This is a genomic window from Streptomyces sp. NPDC096311 (assembly GCF_044763085.1).
Classification (GTDB): domain Bacteria; phylum Actinomycetota; class Actinomycetes; order Streptomycetales; family Streptomycetaceae; genus Streptomyces.
Genome location: NZ_JBIWFN010000037.1, coordinates 1 through 20,592 on the forward strand (window position 1 = coordinate 1; position 20,592 = coordinate 20,592).

The 20,592-nt window shown below is 70.2% G+C and carries 16 protein-coding genes; 10 read left to right on the top strand and 6 right to left on the bottom strand.

Annotated features, from left to right (window positions below; genetic code table 11):
- Positions 1–327 precede the first annotated feature (327 nt).
- The 6 genes from ACIRA5_RS50325 to ACIRA5_RS50350 all read left to right on the top strand — a co-directional run bounded on the left by ACIRA5_RS50325 (position 328) and on the right by ACIRA5_RS50350 (position 9,009).
- Positions 328–1,371: a LacI family DNA-binding transcriptional regulator gene (locus ACIRA5_RS50325; RefSeq protein WP_403704490.1), complete on the top strand. Its 1,044-nt coding sequence runs from the start codon at positions 328–330 to the stop codon at positions 1,369–1,371.
- Positions 1,372–1,737: 366 nt separating this feature from the next.
- Positions 1,738–3,135 carry an ABC transporter substrate-binding protein gene (locus ACIRA5_RS50330; RefSeq protein ID WP_403704493.1) on the top strand — a complete coding sequence of 466 codons (1,398 nt, stop codon included), beginning with the start codon at positions 1,738–1,740 and terminating at the stop codon, positions 3,133–3,135.
- 2 nt (positions 3,136–3,137) lie between these two features.
- Positions 3,138–4,073 carry a carbohydrate ABC transporter permease gene (locus tag ACIRA5_RS50335; protein WP_403704496.1) on the top strand — a complete coding sequence of 312 codons (936 nt, stop codon included), beginning with the start codon at positions 3,138–3,140 and terminating at the stop codon, positions 4,071–4,073.
- On the top strand, positions 4,070–5,005 hold the full coding sequence (locus ACIRA5_RS50340; protein WP_403704499.1) for a carbohydrate ABC transporter permease: 936 nt from the start codon (positions 4,070–4,072) through the stop codon (positions 5,003–5,005). The genes ACIRA5_RS50335 and ACIRA5_RS50340 overlap by 4 nt, the downstream gene beginning before the upstream one ends.
- 36 nt (positions 5,006–5,041) lie before the next feature.
- On the top strand, positions 5,042–7,189 hold the full coding sequence (locus ACIRA5_RS50345; RefSeq protein ID WP_403704502.1) for a beta-galactosidase: 2,148 nt from the start codon (positions 5,042–5,044) through the stop codon (positions 7,187–7,189).
- An 80-nt stretch (positions 7,190–7,269) separates the two neighbouring features.
- Positions 7,270–9,009 (top strand): RICIN domain-containing protein, encoded by a 1,740-nt coding sequence (locus tag ACIRA5_RS50350; protein WP_403704621.1) that lies wholly within the window; start codon positions 7,270–7,272, stop codon positions 9,007–9,009.
- A gap of 189 nt (positions 9,010–9,198) precedes the next feature.
- Here ACIRA5_RS50350 and ACIRA5_RS50355 read toward each other — a convergent pair whose 3' ends face one another.
- From ACIRA5_RS50355 to tnpA, 4 genes are all read right to left on the bottom strand, one after another.
- The gene (locus ACIRA5_RS50355; protein WP_403704505.1) at positions 9,199–9,918 is read right to left on the bottom strand and encodes an SDR family oxidoreductase; all 720 of its coding nucleotides are present in this window, start codon (positions 9,916–9,918) and stop codon (positions 9,199–9,201) included.
- Between the two features lie 3 nt (positions 9,919–9,921).
- Entirely contained in the window at positions 9,922–10,389 is a 468-nt protein-coding gene (locus ACIRA5_RS50360) for a hypothetical protein (protein ID WP_403704508.1), read from the bottom strand.
- 114 nt (positions 10,390–10,503) lie between these two features.
- On the bottom strand, positions 10,504–12,981 hold the full coding sequence (locus ACIRA5_RS50365) for a SpoIIE family protein phosphatase (RefSeq protein ID WP_403704511.1): 2,478 nt from the start codon (positions 12,979–12,981) through the stop codon (positions 10,504–10,506).
- A 524-nt stretch (positions 12,982–13,505) separates the two neighbouring features.
- Positions 13,506–13,934: an IS200/IS605 family transposase gene (tnpA, locus tag ACIRA5_RS50370; RefSeq protein ID WP_403704514.1), complete on the bottom strand. Its 429-nt coding sequence runs from the start codon at positions 13,932–13,934 to the stop codon at positions 13,506–13,508.
- Between the two features lie 26 nt (positions 13,935–13,960).
- On the opposite strand from tnpA, the gene ACIRA5_RS50375 reads away from it, so the two are divergent.
- Complete coding sequence (locus ACIRA5_RS50375; RefSeq protein ID WP_403704516.1) at positions 13,961–15,118, top strand: RNA-guided endonuclease InsQ/TnpB family protein; 1,158 nt, start codon at positions 13,961–13,963, stop codon at positions 15,116–15,118.
- A gap of 195 nt (positions 15,119–15,313) precedes the next feature.
- Here ACIRA5_RS50375 and ACIRA5_RS50380 read toward each other — a convergent pair whose 3' ends face one another.
- Together ACIRA5_RS50380 and ACIRA5_RS50385 are read right to left on the bottom strand one after the other, a co-directional pair.
- Positions 15,314–15,643 carry a hypothetical protein gene (locus ACIRA5_RS50380; RefSeq protein ID WP_403704519.1) on the bottom strand — a complete coding sequence of 110 codons (330 nt, stop codon included), beginning with the start codon at positions 15,641–15,643 and terminating at the stop codon, positions 15,314–15,316.
- 29 nt (positions 15,644–15,672) lie between these two features.
- The gene (locus ACIRA5_RS50385) at positions 15,673–16,305 is read right to left on the bottom strand and encodes a glyoxalase (RefSeq protein ID WP_403704522.1); all 633 of its coding nucleotides are present in this window, start codon (positions 16,303–16,305) and stop codon (positions 15,673–15,675) included.
- A gap of 525 nt (positions 16,306–16,830) precedes the next feature.
- Here ACIRA5_RS50385 and ACIRA5_RS50390 point away from each other — a divergent pair.
- The 3 genes from ACIRA5_RS50390 to ACIRA5_RS50400 all read left to right on the top strand — a co-directional run bounded on the left by ACIRA5_RS50390 (position 16,831) and on the right by ACIRA5_RS50400 (position 20,018).
- Complete coding sequence (locus ACIRA5_RS50390; protein WP_403704525.1) at positions 16,831–18,333, top strand: metallophosphoesterase family protein; 1,503 nt, start codon at positions 16,831–16,833, stop codon at positions 18,331–18,333.
- Between the two features lie 555 nt (positions 18,334–18,888).
- Positions 18,889–19,752: an oxaloacetate decarboxylase gene (locus ACIRA5_RS50395; protein WP_403704528.1), complete on the top strand. Its 864-nt coding sequence runs from the start codon at positions 18,889–18,891 to the stop codon at positions 19,750–19,752.
- Positions 19,749–20,018 carry a hypothetical protein gene (locus ACIRA5_RS50400; RefSeq protein ID WP_403704531.1) on the top strand — a complete coding sequence of 90 codons (270 nt, stop codon included), beginning with the start codon at positions 19,749–19,751 and terminating at the stop codon, positions 20,016–20,018. The genes ACIRA5_RS50395 and ACIRA5_RS50400 overlap by 4 nt, the downstream gene beginning before the upstream one ends.
- Positions 20,019–20,592: the final 574 nt, after the last annotated feature.

A 20,592-nucleotide genomic window follows, 5' to 3' on the forward strand; every position in this document is an offset into this window, starting at 1 on the left:
ACTGCGCCCGAGCACGGTTCACTTCATGTGCGTCCACACACTCAGCATGCCGCTGAACACGGCCGACAGAAAGACCTAACGGAGTCCTACTAGGGCCGGGCTGGAGAACGTCGTCCCCGGCGGTGCGGGGCACGCGGTGGGAACCGCGTGCCCCGCACCGCCATGCCCGACACCGGCCGCACCGGCGCCCGGCTCCGGACGGCAGAGATGTTGCGCGAAGTCTTGACGCGCCCCGCCCCGTTGCGTAGATATGACTGCGCAGTCATGACAGCGCAGTCATACAGCGGACCGGGGCTAGGATGCGGCTGCCGAAGATCGGGAGACACCATGACACCAGGGGCAGGACGCGGCGCGGGAGCCGCGCCGCGCAGTGTGGATGTGGCGCGCCTGGCGGGTGTGTCGCAGAAGACGGTGTCCCGGGTCATGAACGACGAGCCGTACGTCTCGGCGGACGTGCGCCGCCGCGTCCTGGCGGCGGCCGAGGAACTCGGTTACCGCTCGAACAACGCGGCCCGCGCCCTGGCCTCCGGACGCACCCGGTCCATCGGTGTGGTGACGCTCGGCACCGCCCTGTACGGTCCGGCCTCGCTGCTCATGGGTGTCGAGCGTGCCGTGCGGGACACCGGCTACGCACTGCGTGTGGTCAACACCATGGAAGGCGAGAGGGCGGGCATCGCCGGGGCCGTGGACTCGCTCCTGGACCAGGGCGTGGACGGCATCGTCATCTCCGAGCCGATCGACGAGGCGGACGGCGCGGACCTGTCCGCACGGGTCGACGTGCCGGTCCTCGTCCTCGGCGCACCCCCGCCCTTCGCCGCCCCCCATGTGGTGACGGCCGGCATCGTCTCCAGCCAGATGGCGCGGGCGGCCACCGAGCACCTGCTGGAGCTGGGCCACACCACCGTCCACCACCTGGCGGGTCCACAGCGCTGGTACTCCGCCCGGGACCGCCTCGACGGATGGCGCGAGGCGCTCGCCGCGCACGGCCGGGCCGAGCCGCCGGTCGCCGAGGGCGACTGGTCGGCCGCCTCCGGCTACGCGGCCGGCCGTGGACTTCTCGCCGGCCCCGGTGTGACCGCGGTGTTCGCCGCCAACGACGACATGGCCATCGGCCTGATCCGCGCGCTGACGGAAGCCGGGCGGCGCGTGCCGGAGGACGTCAGCGTGGTCGGCTTCGACGACATCCCGGTCGCCGCCTACGTGACCCCGCCGCTGACCACGGTGCGTCAGCCGTTCGACGCCATGGCACAGGACGGCCTGAAGCTCCTCGTGCACGCCATCGACAACCCGCAGGCCGACCCGCTGCCGATGACCGACCCACCGGTCGAACTCGTCGTCCGCGCCTCGTCAGCACCCCCGCCGCCCCGCTAGACCCCGGGCCACCGCAGTCCCCCTCACCGACGGAGGTCCGCCCCCACCAGAGCCATCCACCGCCTCCACGCCTTCCACCGCTTCCGGTGTTGCCCCAAGCCGGCCCAGCCATCCCAGCCCAGCTCAGCCCAAGCCGGCTCAGCCCGGCCCGGTTCCTCAGCAGTACCCACCGCCGCTCCCCGGGCCTCGATCAGGCCCCGCACCGGCCGCCGTTTTTGCTTGCGCCCTCCCCGGCGCGACCTCTGACAGGCCCGCCCTCCCGGCCCCGCCCGTCACGCCACACCGCGCCTGACACCACCCGAATCCAGCGTCAGCACGCCGTCGCCCGGTGTGCCGGTCCCCAACACCCTTCAGCGGGAGTTCACCATGTCCGGACCCTTCCCCAGCCCCTCCTCCAGCCCGTCACCCCTCAGCCGCCGGGGCTTCCTCGCCGCCACGGGCGCGCTGTCGCTGGCCGCCACCCTGTCCGCCTGCGGCGGCGACGGCGGCTCCGCCGCCGGTTCCTCCGCCAAGCCGGTCGGCCAGGCCGACATCGACAAGGCCATGAAGACCCCGGCCCAACTGACGTTCTGGACCTGGGTCCCGAACATCGACAAGGAGGTCGCGCTCTTCGAGAAGAAGTACCCGGCCGTCAAGGTCAAGGTCGTCAACGCCGGTCAGGGCACACCCGAGTACACCAAACTGCGCACCGCGCTGAAGGCCGGCAGCGGCGCCCCGGACATGGTGCAGATCGAGTACCAGGCCATCCCGACGTTCACCCTCACCGACAGCCTGCTGGACCTGCGCCCGTACGGCGCCTCCGCGCTCAAGTCCGCCTTCGTCGACTGGACCTGGGGGCAGGTCTCCGGCAGCGGCGGCGAGATCTGGGCGATCCCCCAGGACACCGGCCCGATGGGCATGCTCTACCGCAAGGACATCTTCGACCGGCACGGCATCCAAGTCCCCACCACCTGGGACGAGTTCGCCGCCGCGGCCCGGGGGCTCCACAAGGCCGACCCCGACATCTACCTCACCAACCTCGCCGCCAACCAGGTCGCCGCCTGGCACGGCCTGCTCTGGCAGGCGGGCGCCAAGCCGTACGTGACCTCCGGCAAGAGCGACATCACCATCAGCGTCGACGACACGGTCTCCCGGAAACTCGGCCAGTACTGGGGCGCCCTCGCCAGGGAAGGCGTGATCGGCGTCGAGCCGGACTTCACCGACTCCTGGTACGCCGCCCTCAACAAGGGCAAGTACGCCACCTGGCTCACCGGCGCCTGGGGACCGGCCTTCCTGTCGGGCTCCGCCAAGGCCACCGCGGGCACATGGCGCGCGGCCCCGCTGCCGCAGTGGGACGCCGCCAAGCCCAGCGCGGGCAACTGGGGCGGCTCGACCACCGCGGTCATCCGCTCCACCAAGAACCCCATCCAGGCGGCGGTGTTCGCGCAGTTCCTCAACAGCGACCCCGCCAGCGCCAGGATGTTCGCCACCGAACAGTTCTTCTTCCCGGCGACCAAGACCCTGCTCGCGGACGCGAGTTTCCTCGGGGACACGCCCGCCTTCTACGGCGGCCAGAAGGTCAACCAGGTCTTCGCGGACATCAGCACCCAGGTCAACCCCTCCTTCCAGTGGCCGCCGTTCCTCGACCGGGTCGCCACCGACTGGACCGAGACCGTCGGCAAGTCCCTCGCCGACAAGTCCGACACCGTCCGCGCCCTCGGCTCGTGGCAGTCACGCATCACGACCTTCGCCAAGGGCCAGGGCTTCACGGTCGAGGGAGGCTGACGATGGCCACCACCACAGCGGCCACCACCACAGCGCCCGCCCGCACCAGCCGCACGAAGTCCCCGCCCCGCCCGCGCCACGGCACCGCAGGAGCCCTGTTCATCGCCCCGTTCATGGCGCTGTTCCTGCTCCTCTTCCTCGCCCCGCTCGGCTACGCCGCCTACCTGAGCCTCTTCCAGGAGAAACTCATCGGCGGCTCGACGTTCGTCGGCCTGGACAACTACGTCACCGCCCTCAAAGACCCCCTCCTCCTCAAGGGCATCGGCCGCGTCGCGCTGTTCTTCGCCATCCAGGTCCCCGTGATGCTGCTGCTGGCCCTGTTCTTCGCCCTCGCCCTGGACAGCGGCCTGCTGCGCCTCGCCCGGGTGATCCGCCTCGGCATCTTCGTCCCGTACGCCGTCCCCAGCGTGATCGCCACCCTCATGTGGGGCTACCTCTACGGCCCCGACTTCGGCCCCTTCGCCCAGATCAGCCGCCATCTCCACCTGCCGGCCCCGCACTTCCTCAGCGACAGCTGGATGCTCGGCAGCCTCGCGAACATCGTGACCTGGGAATTCGTCGGCTACAACATGATCATCCTGTACGCCGCCCTGCGCACCATCCCCGCCGAGCTCTACGAGGCGGCCGCCATGGACGGCGCAGGCGCCTGGCGCATCGCCTGGTCCATCAAACTCCCCGCGCTGCGCCCGGCGCTGACCCTCACCCTGCTGTTCTCGGTGATCGGCAGCTTCCAGCTGTTCAACGAACCGAGCCTGCTGATGAAGGTCGCACCGGACGTCATCGACAGCTCCTACACCGCCAACCTCTACGCCTACTCCGTCGCCTTCATCAGCCAGCAGACCAACTACGCGGCCACGGTGTCCTTCATCCTCGGCCTGGTCATCGTGATCGTGTCGTACGCCTTCCTGCTCACCGCGAACCGCAGGAGGACCGCATGACCACCGTGACGCCCACCGCCTCAACCACCGCGGCGGCGAAGCGAGTTCCCGCCGAGACCCGTCCGTCGCGCCGTTCGCCCGTGCACCGCCGCAGCACCCCGCTCACCATCGCCATGCTGGCCGTCCTGGCCTACTTCCTGCTCCCGCTGTTCTGGCTGCTCATCGCCTCCACCAAGAGCACCCAGGACCTGTTCAACAGCTTCGGCCTGTGGTTCTCCCACGCCCCGCAGCTGCTGTCGAACATCAAGGCCACCTTCACCCAGGACGACGGCGTCTTCGGGCGCTGGCTGCTCAACACGGTCCTGTACGCCGGGGCCAGCGCACTGGGCGCCGCGCTGCTCGCGGCGGCGGCCGGATACGGCTTCGCCAAGTACCGCTTCCGCGGCCACGGCGCCGCCTTCAACCTCGTCCTCGGCGCGATCATGATCCCGACCACCGCGCTGGCGATCCCCACCTACCTCCTCTTCGCCAAGGCAGGCCTGGTCAACACCCCCTGGGCCGTCATCCTGCCCTCCCTCATCAGCCCCTTCGGCCTCTACCTCATGCGGATCTACGCCGAGGACGCCGTCCCCGACAGCCTCATCGAGGCCGCCCGCATGGACGGCGCCGGAGAGCTCCGGATCTTCCTCACCATCGCGCTGCGGCTGCTGGCCCCCGGTCTGGTGACCGTCGTCCTCTTCACGCTCGTCGCCACCTGGAACAACTACTTCCTGCCGCTGATCATGCTCAACGACCCGGACCTGTACCCCATCACCGTCGGGCTGTCCCGGTGGGCCGACCAGGCGCAGAACGGCGGCGCCGGAGCCAGCAGCGACATGCTCGCGCTCGTCGTGACCGGCTCCCTCATCTCGATCGTCCCGCTCGTCCTGGCCTTCCTGATGCTCCAGCGGTACTGGCAGAGCGGCCTGGCCACCGGCGGCGTCAAGCAGTAGCACCCCCAACACCCCCTGCTCCCTGGAGGTTTGTCCATGGCGGACCTGCCCGCCCGCGTGCTGTTCGGCGCTGCCTACTACCACGAGTACCACCCCGCCTACGGCCCGGACCCGCGGCCCGACGAACAGCTCAAGACCGACCTCGACCTGATGGCCGACGCGCACTTCACCGTCATCCGGGTCGGCGAGTCGGTCTGGTCGACCTGGGAACCCGAGAACGGCCGTTTCGCACTCGACTGGCTCCAGCCGGTGCTGGACGGCGCCCACGAACGCGGCATCTCCGTCATCCTCGGCACCCCCACGTACGCCGTACCGCCGTGGCTGGCCCGCCAGTACCCGGAGATCACCGGCGAGCGGCGCACCGGCGAACGCATCGGCTGGGGCGCCCGCCAGGAAGCGGACTTCACCCACCCCGCCTTCCGCTTCCACGCCGAGCGGATCATCCGCAAGATCGTCGCCCGGTACGCCGGCCACCCGGCCGTCATCGGCTTCCAGGTCGACAACGAACCGGGCCTGGAGCTCTTCCACAACCACGGCGTCTTCCAGCGCTTCAGCGACCACCTGCGCGCCACGTACGGCGACGTCGAGACCCTCAACCGCGAATGGGGCCTGGTCTACTGGTCCCACCGCCTGTCCACCTGGGCCGACCTGTGGACGCCCGACGGCAACGTGCAGCCCCAGTACGACGTCGCCTGGCGGGAGTTTCAGGCCCGCCAGTGCACCGAGTTCATCGGCTGGCAGGCCGACCTCGTCCGCGAATACGCCCGCCCCGAGCAGTTCGTCACCACCTGCATCTCCTACACCCGCCCCGCCGTGGAGGACGACGAGCTCACCGACCGCCTCGACATCGCCACCGGAAACCCCTACTACGCCATGCAGGACGGCCTGCTCCTGCCCGACCCGACACCGGACGGCCACGAGCAGAAGTGGCAGAGCACCGGCGTCTGGTCGCTGTACCAGACCGCCGACTGGATGTTCTCCTCCCGGCAGGAACCGTTCCTGGTCACCGAGACCAACGCCTCCTCCATCGGCTACGCGTGGGACAACCGCCCCGCCTACGACGGCCAGTGGCGCCAGGCCGCCTGGGCCCTCGTCGGCCGCGGGGCCCGCATGATCGAGTACTGGCAGTGGCAGACCCTGCGCTTCGGCGCGGAAACCTACTGGGGCGGCGTCCTGCCGCACAGCGGCCGGCCGGGCCGCACCTACGCCGAACTGGCCCGGCTGGGGGAGGAGTTCGAGACCGCAGGACCGCTCGTCGCGGGCCTCGAACCCGACGCCGACATCACGATCGTCTACTCCACCCCCAGCAAGTGGCTGATGCAGAAGCACCCGCCCCTCGCGACCCCCGACGGCGCACCGGACCCGGCCGCCTACCACCGCATCCTCGACCCCTTCTACCGCGGCGCCTTCGACGCCGGCCGGCAGGTCCGCATCGTCCACGCCCGCCAGCTGCACGACCCGCGCGGCCGGCGCGACGGCATGGCCCCCGGCGAGGCCGCCCGCCGCCACCCCGTCCTCGTCGTCCCCGCCCTCTACCTCGCCGAGGACACCACCCTCGACTGGCTCGCCGCCTACGCCCACGCCGGCGGCCACCTGGTCCTGGGCCCCCGCACGGGCTACGCCGACCACGAGGCCCGGGCCCGGCACGAGGCGGCCCCCGCCCGCCTCACCGGCGCCGCGGGAGTGACGTACGACGAATTCAGCAACCTGACGTGTGCCATCCCGGTCCGGGCGGTGCCCGGGAGTGCGCTGACCCTGCCGGAGAACGCCACGGCGACCGCCTGGGCCGACGGCCTCACCGTCACCGACGCCGACGTCCTCGCCACCTACGAGCACCCGCACTTCGGCCGCTTTCCCGCCGTCACCACCCGCCGCCACGGCGAAGGCCGCGTCACCTGCGTCGGCACCGTGCCCGGCCGCGACCTCGCCCGGGCACTGGCCGCCTGGATGGCACCGGCCGCCCGCAGCGGCTGGGGCGAGCTGCCGCAGTCCGTCACGACGACCACCGGCACGGCGCCCGACGGCCGCCGCGTGCACATCGTCCACAACTGGAGCTGGCAGCCCGCGAGCGTTCACGCTCCGGTGAACCTCGCCGACGCCCTGAACGGCACGTCGATTCCCGCGGGCACCGTGCTGGACCTCAGCCCGTGGGACGTACGCGTCCTCGTCTCCCCGAAGGAGTAGCCGTGCAAGCTGTGCAGGCAAGACGAGCGGCAAAGGCACTGGGTACGTTCCTCGCGGCAGCCGCGATACTGGCGATCCCCATGACCACCGGTGCGCAGGCGTACAACCCGACGGGCGGGATCCTCTACCAGCTCGGCAGCGAACCGTGCCTGAAGGGGCGCGGCAACTGCGCCGTCTACCCGAAGTCGGCGCAACTGCCGAGCGGACGCCTGGTCGCGTCGTTCGAGAAGTCCACCGTCGTCCCGGCGACGGGCAGCGCCGACGGCCAGACCCTCCCGGTCTACAAGAGCGACGACCACGCAACCACCTGGCAGCCGCTGTCCGAGGTCAAGGCTCCCGCGTACCTCTCCAGCGACCCCCAGTACGCCAAGTACACGAGCAACTGGACGAATCCGTACCTCTACACGCTCCCGCAGGACGTCGGGAACCTGAAGCAGGGCACGCTCCTCCTGGCGAGTGTCGTGTCGGGCGACGACCAGTACTACCGCGAGCACAAAGCGGCCGACCCCCACTGGACGCCCTCCAACGACGGCGACCGCGGCGACCTCGCCATCGCGCTGTACTCCAGCACCGACGAGGGCGCGACGTGGAAGGTCGTCAACGTCATCGCGACCGGCGGCTGGCAGGGCGGCAGCGCGGGCGCGATCGGCCAGAACATCGCCACCGCCAACACACACCGGCAGGTGGACCCCGTCTGGGAGCCGTACCTGATGGTCTACCAGGGCCAACTCGTCTGCTACTACTCCGACGAGAACGACTACACCGGCTTCAACGCGACCACCGGCGTCCCGACCCCGCACCCCGCCGACACCACCGCCACCGACTCGCACGGCCAGATCCTCGCCCACAAGACCTGGGACGGGCGCAGTGCGCAGTGGAGCGCCCCCGTCGTCGACATCGCGGGCCTGACCCAGAGCACGGGAGGCGGCAGGACGGAGATCGGCGGCGGGCGGCCGGGCATGGCGAACGTCGTCCGCACCGCGGACGGCAAGTGGCTGCTCACCTTCGAGTACTGGGGCGGCGGAGCCGACACCAGGTACGTGATCGCCGACAACCCGCTGCAGTTCTACCGCGGTTCGCCGACCGGCGAAGCCGTCACCTCACTGCCGGTCGACACCGGCTCCCGGCCGCTCGCGACGGGCGGCAGCCCGGTCGTCATCAGGCTTCCCGGGGGACGCCTGGTCTACAACGCGGCCGGCAGCGGCAACGTGTGGGTCAACGAGAGCGGACGCAGCGACGGCGTCTGGAAGGAGTACCAGACGACCTCGAAGGCCGGCTACAGCCGCAGCCTGCAGTACGTCGACGGCACGGGCCGTATCGCGATCCTCAATAACCAGGGCACCTCGACGATCGCCTACGCCGAGGCCGACCTCGGTCGATCGGCCGGCGCCTACTACCAGTTGGTGAACCGCAGGACCGGCCAGGTGATCGGCACCGGGAACAAGACCAACGACGCGAACATCGGCAACGCGGACGTCCCCGACGTCGTCCTGGAGGACCCCGGCTCCGCGGCGAACCCGGACACCCAGTACTGGCATGTGATGACCGAGCCGAACGGCGGCGTGAGCCTGCTGAACAAGTCCGGCGGCCGCGCGGCGGCCGTCTGGACCGGCAACGCGACGGCCGGGCAGCGGATCGGCCAGTGGGTCGACAACAGCGCCACCGGCAGCTGGAACCTCGTCAAGACCACCGACGGGTTCTACCGGCTCCAGTCGGTCAGGAACACGGACCTGTACCTGACCGGCCCGTTCGACGGCGCGCCCCTCACCTTGCAGAACGCGCTCACGGACGGCTCGCAGGACTGGGAACTCGTCCGGTAGCCGCCTCACACAGGCCACCGAGAGGCTCCGCCGCCTGCCGGCGGAGCCTCAGAGGGTGTCCCAGGTGCGCAGCCGGCGGGCGATCCGGGCGTTCCGGGCGACGCCGATGGCGGCGGCATCGCGGACCAGGGCCACGGCGTCCTTCGTCCGCGGCAACAGCGCCGATCCGCCCCACCGTGTCAGCCGTTCTCAGGCGCTGTTGCGGCCGATGCTCGCACCGCCGTCGACGCGCAGGATCTGCCCGGTGATGAAACCCGCCTTCTCGGAGAGCAGGAAGGCGATGGCGGCCGCGAGCTCGTCCGGGCGCCCGAACCTGCCCATGGGAACAGCCGCCAGGTAGCCGGCGGCTCCGGCCGACCCGGGCGGGTTGCTCTCCCGGAACAACTCGGTCTCGGTGGGACCCGGGGCGACAGCGTTGACGGTGATCCCGTGTGCGGCAAGCTCTCCGGCCCAGCCTCGCGTCAAGAACTCCACGGCGGCCTTGGCCGCACCGTAGGACGTTCGATCGGGCCACCCCAGGGTGACCAGGCTGGTGACGTTCACCACGCGGCCCCAGGACCGTTCGAGCATGCCGGGCAAGACGGCCTGGACGATCTGGAGTGGGGTGCGCACGTTCATGTCGAGAACCGCGTCGAGGTCGGACAGCGCGACCTCCCCGACGGGCGCGGGCCGCACCATCCCCACATTGTTGACCACGGCGTCGACCGGTCCCGCGCCCGTCACTTCGGCCAGGACCTGATCGGTGGCCGCACGGTCGGCAAGGTCGGCTTCGTGGAACTCGCCGGGAAAGGACTGCGGCGCGCTGCGGGCGATGCCCACGGGGGTATGGCCTTCTTCTGCCAGCTGCTCGGCGAGGGCGCGGCCGATGCCTTTGGACGCGCCCGTGACGAGTACTCGTCTGCGGGTCATGATTCACTCCTTTGCTGCGCTGATCCGCGCGTCGCTCGTGTGGGCGAGCGCCCAGCCGAGGGCGTGATCGGCGATCTCCTGCCAGCCGTCCTGGGCGGGCATCAGGTGGGACCGGCCGGGGAACACCGTGACCTCGGCGGCGGTGCCGTCGGCCTTGTAGTCGAAACCGACGGCGCGGTGGCGGTCGGCCGGGTCCTTCAGCACCGGAACGGTGGACCGGACCTGGGACAGCGGTACGACAGCCACGCCCTCGGCGGGTGTGATCTTCTCCAGGGCGGAGAAGACGGCGGGGACGGTCACGGTCCCGATGGGGGGCGGGTCGGCGTTGAGGGCCTCGACCTCCACCTCGAAGCCGGGGCAGGGCGGGGCGATGACACGCAAGCCCTTGTTCTCGTAGTGGGCGATCCAGTTCTCCCAGGCCCGCGGCGTCACCCAAAAGCCGTGGACGAGGACGATGGTGTCGGGTTGCATCAGTGTGCTCCTCAGCGGGTGGACCGATGGCCGGTCGGACTGGGGACCGATAGAGGTCCGGAGGTGTGCCGGACGCCCCTGCGAAGCCCGCCTCGCGAGGCCCGCGGGTTCGCCTCAGGCAGCCGCGGACCGGGGGCCGGATGTGCGGGGGAGGTCTTGTTCGGCCCAGACGACCTTGCCCCCCGGTACCGGGCGGGAGCCCCATCTGCGGGACAGGTTGGTGACGAGGAAGAGGCCGCGGCCGTTCTCGTCCATGGTGCGTGCGCGGCGCGGACGCGGGGTGCAGGGGCCGGTGTCGGACACTTCGCAGGTCAGGACTTGGTGCCGGATGAGCCGTAGCTCGATCTGTCCGGTGCCGTGGCGGACGGCGTTGGTGACGAGTTCGCTGACGATCAGTTTCGTGGCGTCCTGAAGACCTCGCAGGCCCCATTCCGTCAGTTGTCGTGCCGCCAGGGTGCGGGCGCTGCTGACGGCGGACTGGTCACCGGGCAGCGTCCAGGAGGCAACCTGGGCCGGGCTGAGGCAGCGGGTGCGGACGAGGAGGAGTGTGACGTCGTCGCACGGTGCCTGGTCCGGAAGGGACCGCGTCGCGATGTCGCAGAGGTCTTCCAGAGACCGGCCCGGCTGTGCGAGGACAGTGCCCAGCCGGCGCATTCCCTCTTCGATGTCGTGGTCGCGGGTCTCGATCAGGCCGTCGGTGTACAGGGCGAGGACGCTTCCCTCGGCCAGTTCCAGTTCCACGGATTCGGGGGGGTCCCCCAGCCCGACACCCAGGGGGGCTCCCGGCGGGAGGTCGAGGTATGTGACCCGTCCCCGCGGGTCGATGACCGCGGGCGGGGGATGCCCGGCCCGCGCCATGGTGCACCGGCGGGTGGCCGGGTCGTAGACGGCGTACAGGCAGGTGGCGCCCACAACCGCGGGGGTCTGGTCCGGGGCGTCGGCGTCTTCCTCGCCCAGTCGTAGGACCGTGTCGTCGAGGTGGGCCAGCAGTTCGTCGGGGGGCAGTTCCATGGTGGCGAGGGTGTGGACGGCGGTGCGGAGCCTGCCCATGGTCGCGGCGGCGTGGAGGCCGTGTCCGATCACGTCGCCGACGACGAGCGCCACCCGTGCGCCGGACAGCGGGATCACGTCGAACCAGTCGCCGCCGACACCGTGGTCCAGGTCCGCGGGCAGGTAGCGCGACGCTGCCTCGACCGCTGTGCCGCCTGTCAACCGGCGGGGCAGCAGATGGCGTTGCAGCGTGAGGGCGGCGGTGTGTTTGCGAGCGTACTGACGGGCGTTGTTCAACGACTGCGCGGCGCGGCCGACGAGCTCTTCGGCCAGGAGGAGATCGACCTCCTGGAACGGCACGGGATCCTCTGTGCGGACGAACAGCGCCGCGCCCAGCAGGGAGCGCCGTGCACGGATGGGTACGATCATGATCGAGTGCACGCCGTGCTCGCGGACCCCGTGCGCCAGTTCCGGCACCTCGTCGACCCATGTGCTCGAGGCGGTGTCCAGGACCGGCTCCAGGAGGGACTTCCCGGTACGCAGGACGTCGGCCAAGGGGGAGACCGGCGGCACGAACACCGGCTCGCCGCGCCCCCATCGGGATTCCGGGACCCCCTGGAGGATCGAGGCCAGACCGGCACGTCGCAGACCGGGCAGGTGCTTGCCCGTCGCGCCGATGCGGACCGGGGGCCCCTCCCCGCACGAGATCGACTGCTCCAGGTCCACGGCGACGTGGTCGGCGAGCAACGGCACGGCCAGGTCGGCCAGTTCCTGGCTGGCCTGCGTCACATCCAGGGTGCTGCCCAGATGCGTACTGGCCTGGCTGAGGGCGGCGAGGTGCTCACGCGTCCGCCGGCTCGCGGTGACGTCAGCGCCGATGACGCACACCCCCAGCGCTTGGCCGTCGGCGCCCTGGAGGCACTGGAACGAGGCCGCGAACTGGTGCTCCGGGCCCTGGCTCGTCGGCAGCCACGTCCGGTACTCGTGGATCCTGGGCGCGCCGTTTTGGAGAACCTGCCGCATCACCGCCTCAATTGTTTCGGCATTGGCACCGGGCAGTACCTCGGTGAATCGGCGTCCGAGACGCCGGTCACGGGGAAGGCCGTCGTAGCTCTCAGCAACGTCGTTCACGTAGGTGGACCGCAGTTGCCGGTCACGAATGCCGACACCGATCGGCGCGCGGGCGAGAAGCGGTCCCCGCACCGATCGGTCTATCGCGTCCCCGGACTGCGGGAGGGCGTCGGTCACGGACGCGAGCCATCGCGCTGTCCCGTCCTGACCGTGCAACATCGTGAGCCGTACGCTGGCGTCGAGTGCGCGGCCGTCCCGGTGGCGCACTGCCGTCGCCCCTGACCACCCGTTTTCGGCACGGCACCGCTCGACGAACGCTGCCGTCGTCGTCGCTTCCTTGAAGGACGGCAGCACAAGTGCGGCGGACCGGCCCACGACGTCCCCGGCGCGGAATCCGACGAGCCGTTCGGCGGTGTGTGTCCATGCGGTGACCATCCCCTGCTCGTCGAGCAGCGCGATGGCGGTATCGGATACATCGGACACATTCAACTGCTTGCCGAGTGTCACTGCGTCGAGACTGATCGTGGTCATCGAGTGCTGCCCTCAGGGGTCTGGGAAGTCGGCGCTGCGGGGTTCCAGTGGAATGCCCCTTTTTTCATCGAATGACCGGATAGCGATCGGTTTTGTGACAGCGCTGCGGCCGTGACCGACACAGCCCCCGTCATCCAGGCCGTCGCAGGGCCGCCGGCCAGGCGGAACTCCAAGCCGCCGGCTGACCCGCCCGCCTCCGGCGACCTCTGCGCGCACCTCGAACGATTGCGCCGATCACCCATCGCAACCACTTTGACCTGCGGCGCAGCAGATCGGGTGACGGTGGCGGCACATACTGTGTCCACCGCGCCCCCGCCGGCCTGGTCTTTGAAACCTGTTCCTCAAGGCCGGACCGGACCAGTGGCGACATGCCGCAGCGGGTCGCCGGTCACCCCGGGCAAATCCGATGACACCGGCAGTCTTCAGCATGATCTAGCGCGGAACCCCGGGCGTTCACGCCCGGGAGGAAGCGCTTCTTAACACTGCTCTGACCCGCACGGGCGCACGGGTCTGCACTGTCTGCCTCAGCCGGGACGCTTCTGGTTCTCGATGTACTCCTTGATGATCGCCAGCGGTGCGCCGCCGCAGGACGCGGCGAAGTAGGACGGGGACCAGAAGTGGTCGCCCCACAGGTACTTGCGGATGTGGCCGGGGAACTCCTGGCGGAGCCTGCGGGCGGAGACGCCCTTGAGGGAGCCGACCAGCCGGGAGATGGCGACCTTGGGCGGGTAGTGCACGAGCAGGTGGACGTGATCGGCCTCGCCGTTGAACTCCACCAGCTCGGTTTCGAAGTCGGCGCACACGGCCCGCATGATCTCTTCGCAGCGCGTAAGGATCTCGTCGGTGAACGGGCCGCGCCGGTACTTGGGCGTGAAGACCAAGTGAGCGTGGAGGGTATAGACGACCGTGCGGCCCCTACGAATGTTGGGGTTTGACTCCCAGCGTGGTGACATAGATCAACTGTAGTACGATGCCCGGCATGAAGATCGCGACGCAGGTGAAGCTGATGCCGGAGGCCGACCAGGCCGCCGCTCTGTCGGCGCCCCTGGGCACGGTCAACGACCTGGCGTGCTGGGTCTCCGAGGTGGCGTTCGCCCATGGTGTGCCGCGTGAGTACGAGCTGCGTAAGCACACGTACCCGCGCCTCAAGGCCGAAGGGCTCGGGGCGCAGGCGTCGCAACACGTGATCAAAAAGGTGCGCGATGCGTACACGACGCTGCACGCCAACATCCGCGCCGGAAACCTCGGCAAGCCGAAGTCGAAGCGTCGGATCAAGGCCGGGTCGAAGCCGATCACGTTCCGTCCCGAGGCCGCGCAGCCATATGACGACCGGTGTTTGAGCTGGCAGTACGACGTACAGACCGTGTCCATCTGGACAACTGCCGGGCGCCTCAAGAACGTCCGCTTCGTCTGCTCCGCCGACGCGCTCAAGACGCTCCGCGAGTACCGCAAGGGCGAGGCAGACCTGATCGAGCGTGACGGGGTCTTCTACCTGATCGCCACCTGCGAGGTCCCCGAGGCCGAGACGTACGAACCGGACGGCTTCATCGGCGTGGACCTCGGCATCGTCAACATTGCCACCACGTCCACCGGCTACCAGGCCGCCGGGCGCGGTCTCAACCGCTACCGCAAGCGTCAGCTTGCCCTGCGGGCCAAGCTCCAGAAGAAGCGCACCAAGTCCGCCAAGCGCCGGTTGAAGGAGCGCTCCCGCCGCGAACAGCGGCACGTCAAGAACGCCAACCACATCATCGCCAAGACGATCGTGACCGAGGCTGAACGCACCTCGGCTGGGATCTCCCTGGAAGCACTCAAGGGAATCCGGCAGAGGGTACGGCTTCGCAAGCCCCAACGGGTCGCACTCCACTCCTGGGCCTTTGCCCAGCTCGGAGACTTCATCGTCTACAAGGCCAGGCGGGCAGGCGTGCCCCTGGTCTTCGTTGATCCCGCGTACACGTCGCAGACGTGCGCCGAGTGCGGCCACATCGACAAGCGCAACCGTGTCGACCAGGGGCTTTTCATCTGCCGGGGGTGCGGGGTCGTTGCCCACGCCGACCGGAATGCTTCCCGCAACATCGCCACCCGTGGCGAGACCGCGTGGAATGTGGGGCGTGAGTCACGCGTCCCTGCCACCCCATAGGGGTGTCTGGACGGAGGAGCCAACCCAGCAGCCAGTCGGGCGCTACCTCCAAGCCCGGTCCTTTAGGGCCGGGTCAAGTTGACTTCGCCCAGCACTGATCCCCGCCGATCGAGTGGCCGAGCCCGGCCCTGGCCCGGGCTCCGGACAAGGGTCGTCAAGCCGTGGTCCGCGCTGACCCATTGCTTTGTCCGGCGACTACGAGCCCTGCCCGGGTGAGGTCTTCGCACGTGTCGCCGACGCCGGGGGAGCGGAGGCCCGGACCGTGATCGAGGCCGCGGCGGAGGCCGAGAGCCGCAGCGGTCCGTCCCTGACGGTCAGTGAGTCGATCGTCAGCCGGACGGGAGCTTGGTGCCCACGGACCGTGAGCGATCCCTCCACCGTCCAGACGCCGTCGTCCCGCGGACTGCGGTCCTCCCAGGCGGTGCGCACATCGCGGCCGGGCATTGTGCGCAGGATCGGCCAATGCGCGATCAGTTGTGCGGCGTCGAGGTAGCAGGTGTAGTCCTCGCGTCTGCCGTTGAGCAAGACGATCCGGTAAACGGAGGTGACTCGGCTCAGGCGGTGGCGGTCAGGGGAGCGGTGGCTTCCCAGACGAACCCGTCCGGGTCGCTGAACGGACCGGCGGCGCCGGAGAGCACGAGCCGGTGCGATCCGGTGCCGTCGGCGGGGACACCCGCGTCCTTGGCGAGAGCGCGGCGCTTGTACAGAGCCAGTTTGACGGGGCCCGGCCCGGTGGCGAACTCGACGTACTTGCCGCCGAAGCTCTTACCCACGGTGAGGCCCTGCTCGACGTAGAACTGCTTGCTGGCCTTCACGTCCTCGACGCCCAGCAGGAGCACGAGCTCGTCGAAGTCCCGGGTGACCGGGCCCGTGTCCTTCTTCGTTGACGCCGCGATCTTCCAGATCGTGCCGTCCGGGGCCTGAACGACGCCGCCGTAGCCCCACAGCGACTTCGAGGTGGGCTTGAGGGCGGTGGCGCCGGCGTCGAGGGCCGAGCGGACGAGGGCGTCGACGTTGCCCGGCTGGGACACCACGAGCGACAAGGTGAAACCGCTGAAGCCGGTCGTGGGGGCTTCGCAGGCGCGCAGGCGCACGTGCGACGAGTCCAGTCCGAAGGCGGTGGAGTAGAAGCGTGCGGCGGCCGTGGTGTCGGCCACCTCGAGGGTGACGGAGCCGATGGAGTTCATGTCTTCGACGGTAGGGGCGGCCGGGCCGCCGGCGCTTCTCGAAAACTGCCCAGTCCGGCCACGGCCGGAGCCACGGCCGGAGCCACGGGCCTGAATGGCCCACCGCGCGCCGCCCGCCGCCCCGCCCCCCGGGCCGTGGTCGGCGTCGGGCAGCCGGGTTGGTGCGGCGCGCACCGGCCACGAGGAGGCTGCCCGCAAGGCGGCGCAGCTGGGGGCAGCCTGATCCGGGTAATGCCGGGAGGGCGGGAGCAGTCCCGATTCGCTCCGGGACCGGTGGAGTCCGCGGGCTGTCCCGAGCCGGGCGGACGCCTGGCTGTTTTGAGTCGGGGCGGACATCAGGCGACGACACGACGTCGCTGTCCGGCCGCGACGGGAAGCCGGAAAGGAGCGAGGCCGCCGAGCATGACCACGGCCCGATGCACAGGGACGAACTCGACGTCCACGCCCGCCCGGAGCACGTAGAGACGGCAGTGTCCCGACGCACCCTTCCCCGGCCCGTTCCTGGATCGTTGCTACGGTTCACCGGTGTCTGACTCTTCACGCGATACCGCCGAAGGCGCCGGCTGGGGCACCCCGGAACACGGCGAGTACAAGCACCTGATGCCGCACCAGGTCGACAAGCTCTCATGGCTCAACCCGAAGACCCTGTGGGCCGCACGCAACGGCGTACTGGCTTCCTGGTTCGGGGACCCCACGGGCCGCACCCGCAGCCGCTGGGTGGCACAGCGGACGGCCGCCGGAGCACCCGCCGCCAAGGTGATCCGGCGCGACGACCCGGACCACTTCTCCTTCATGGTCATCGGAGACACCGGCGAGGGCGACGAGCCCCAATACGCCGTCGTCCCCGGCTTCTTGAAGGCCAGTCAGGAAACGAAGTTCGCCGTCATCGCCAGCGACGTGATCTACCCCGTCGGCCGGACGGACGACTACGGCACGAAGTTCTTCCGCCCGTACCAGGACTACCAGGCACCCATATACGCGATACCCGGCAACCACGACTGGTACGAAGACCTCGGCGGCTTCATGCGCGTCTTCTGCGACGACGCCCCGCCACTCGCCCCACAGCCCGCGCCGCGCCCCCTCTCACGGGCCTGGCTGCGGTCGCTGCTGTGGCACCGGCCGCACCCGGCCGACGGACAACACCTCACCGAGGCACGCAAGTTGCGCTCCTCGCCGGCCCAACAGGCCGTTCAGCCGGGCCCGTACTGGGCCATCGACGCCGGTCCGGTGCGGATCATAGGCATCGACACGGGACTGCTGGGAACCATCGACGCCGAGCAGGGCGCATGGCTGCGCGAGGTGTCCAAGGGACCTCTCCCCAAGATCCTCGTCACCGGCTCGCCCCTGTACGTGGACGGCGAACACCACCCTTGCCCCATCGAAGGCGGCGGCACCGTCGACGACCTCGTCCGCGACCCCGCCCACCGCTACCTCGCGGCCATAGGCGGCGACATCCACAACTACCAGCGCTACCCGGTGCAGGTCGACGGCCGCACCATCCAGTACGTGGTGTCGGGCGGCGGCGGAGCCTTCATGCACGCCACCCACACCATCCCCCGCGTCCGCGTCGCGAACGTCACAGAGCAGGAGTTCCGCTGCTACCCGCTGCGCGGCGACTCCCTCGCCTTCTACAGCAGGCTCTACGGGCACCGGCTCCGCCTGCGCCGCCTGTTCACCCTCACCGAGGCCGAGGCGGCAGCCGTCGTCGCCGAGCGCCTCGGTATCCCGCCGACCCGTACCCAGGGCCCGCCCGCCCGCGTCACCCGGCGCACCCGTCTGATCGCGAACCTGCTGGGCGCGGGCGGCCGCCCCGAGCGCACCTCGCGCTTCCGCCTGCCCGTGCGGAAGATCTACACCCAGCTCTTCTCGCCGAGCTCGGCGACCTACAGCCCGCCGTTCTTCAAGTGTTTCCTGCGCCTGGACGTCACCCCGGAGTCGGTCCGGCTGCGCTGCTTCGCAGCCACCGGAAACCGCGCGCAGGAAATCGACCCGCCGGTCGAGGACGAAGTCACCATTCCGCTGGCCTGAACACCCGAGGACCTGGACACCCGAGGACCTGGACACCCGAGTGACCTGAACACCCGGGGAATCGGACGCTGCCCCGCACGACAGCCGGTCCGGTTCCTGCGCCGCCGCGTGATCCGGGACGCCGGGACTGCGCTATCATTGATCTTGAGCGAGCCGCCCGAACTTCCGGCGGTCAGCCGCGCGTTGGTGGTCCAAGGAAAGATGCCCCGCTTCCTGCGGGGAGATGCAGGTGCAAGGCCTGCCCGGCGCTCCGCACAGCCCCGCCTCCGGTATCCCGGAAGCGGGGCTGCTTTTTTGAATGCCCTCGGCCACGCCCCGGCCGCCTGCGCGGACCGGGCTTCCGCGCCCGTCCGCGCGGCGGGATCAACCGGTCGGCCCGGCCGGAGGGCCAGTGACGTTTCTCCGGTGAACCGCTTGCGCCATTGAGGTGAGTAAAGCCCTTCCAAGGGGAGAGTCCGCTGTCGCTATAGGGATCCTCTTGTTCTGGCAAAGGGCGGTCGTGTTGCGACGGCCCTCTCCGCGCGACGTGTTCAACCCCACGAGAGGAACCGGACGTTGACCTACGGGAAGAAGCTGAGGGAACAGATCGCCGGGCCGGAGACCACTCCGCTGATCGGCGTGTATGACATGTACTCGGCGTCGATCGCGGCCGAGCACTATGACGGGATGTTCGTCTCCGGCTTCGGCTTCGCGGCCTCGTACTACGGGCTGCCGGACATCGGCTTCATCGCCTGGCCGGACATGATGGCGTTCGTCCAGCGGCTGCGGGGCGCGTTCCCGCGCCACCATCTGCTGGTGGACATCGATGACGGATACGTCGACCCCGAGGTCGCCTGTCATGTCGTGGAGGGACTGGAGCGGATCGGGGCGTCGGGAGTGATCCTGGAGGACCAGAAGCGCCCGCGCCGGTGCGGGCACGCCGACGGCAAGCAGGTGCTGCCGCTGTCGGAGTACCTCACCAAACTGGAGATGGTACTGGCGACCCGGCAGGACCTGGTGGTGGTGGCCCGCACGGACGCCACCGACGAGAACGACATCCTGCACCGGGCCGAGAAACTGGCCGCGACCGACGCGGACGTGGTCCTGGTCGACGGAGTACGCAGCGTGGAATGGATCCGGCGGATCCGCAAGGTGGTCGGCGACAAACCCCTGCTGTTCAACCAGATCGCGGGCGGCAAGTCCCCCCGGCTCTCACTGACCGAACTGTCCGAACTCGGCGTGGACGTCGCCATCTACAGCACACCGTGTCTGTTCGCCGCCCACCAGGCCATGCACGCTGCGCTCGCCGACCTCAAAACGGCGGACGGCCGGCTCCCCGTGGTGAACGCGGCGGACGGCGTCGGCGTCAAGACCGCCACCCAGCTGCTGGAGCGCAACATCGCCCGGCTGCGGCCCGAACCCCAGGGCGTGAGCGCGTGACACCGGCACGCGTCCCACTACCGCGACTGCGCACGGCCGCCGTGCTGGCGGTAGCCCTGCTGGGCGCCGCGGCAACACCGGCGGCCGCGGGCGACAGCCTGATCACCGTCCTCGACAACTCGCACGCCGACTCGATCCTCGAGGTCGACCGGACCGCGAACATCCAGCAGGGCAGCGGAACGGCCGGCAGCGACCACGAGGGCAGCGCCGTCGACATGATCGAGGCCCTGGTCGCGGCGCACCAGCGCGAGGAGGACCACGACTGACATCCCGCTGACCCGCTGATCGGTCGGCCGACCGGGCCGACGACGGGACGCCGAGGGCCTGCCGCTCGGGGGCAGGCCGCAGGAAAGGTGACGGGGCCTGCCCGGCCCGGGTGAGCGGGGTCGGGCAGGAGGCCCTGTGCGAGCCGGGCAGACGGCCGGGCACAACTGCCGGCTCTGGAGGGGCAGCCCGTGCGAGGGGCAGTCCGTACGAGGGGCGGCCGCTTCACGCTGTACGGCCACGACCCTCTTGCCTACGGCTGCTCCCGCCCCCGGGCCGCGCCCCCGTCGACATGGCGGGCCGGACCGGGGCGGGAGCAGCCGATTCCCCGCAGACGGCAGCGATACGCGTGTTCGCCGGCCTCGCCGAACGGCTCCGGGCATCTCCGGCCGCGGGGTCGGCGCAGAAGGTCCGTTCGGCGTCGTGCGATCGCAGGAGTACGGCGTCGTGCACAGCCCCGTTCGGGCCTGGGACGAGAGGCCTCCGGCCGCCGTCGGCGGCCGGATCGGCCACGCAGGAGCCCAGGGGAGGGAAGGACCCCGGCGAAGGACTCCGGGAGAGGAGGGGCAGCGGGCG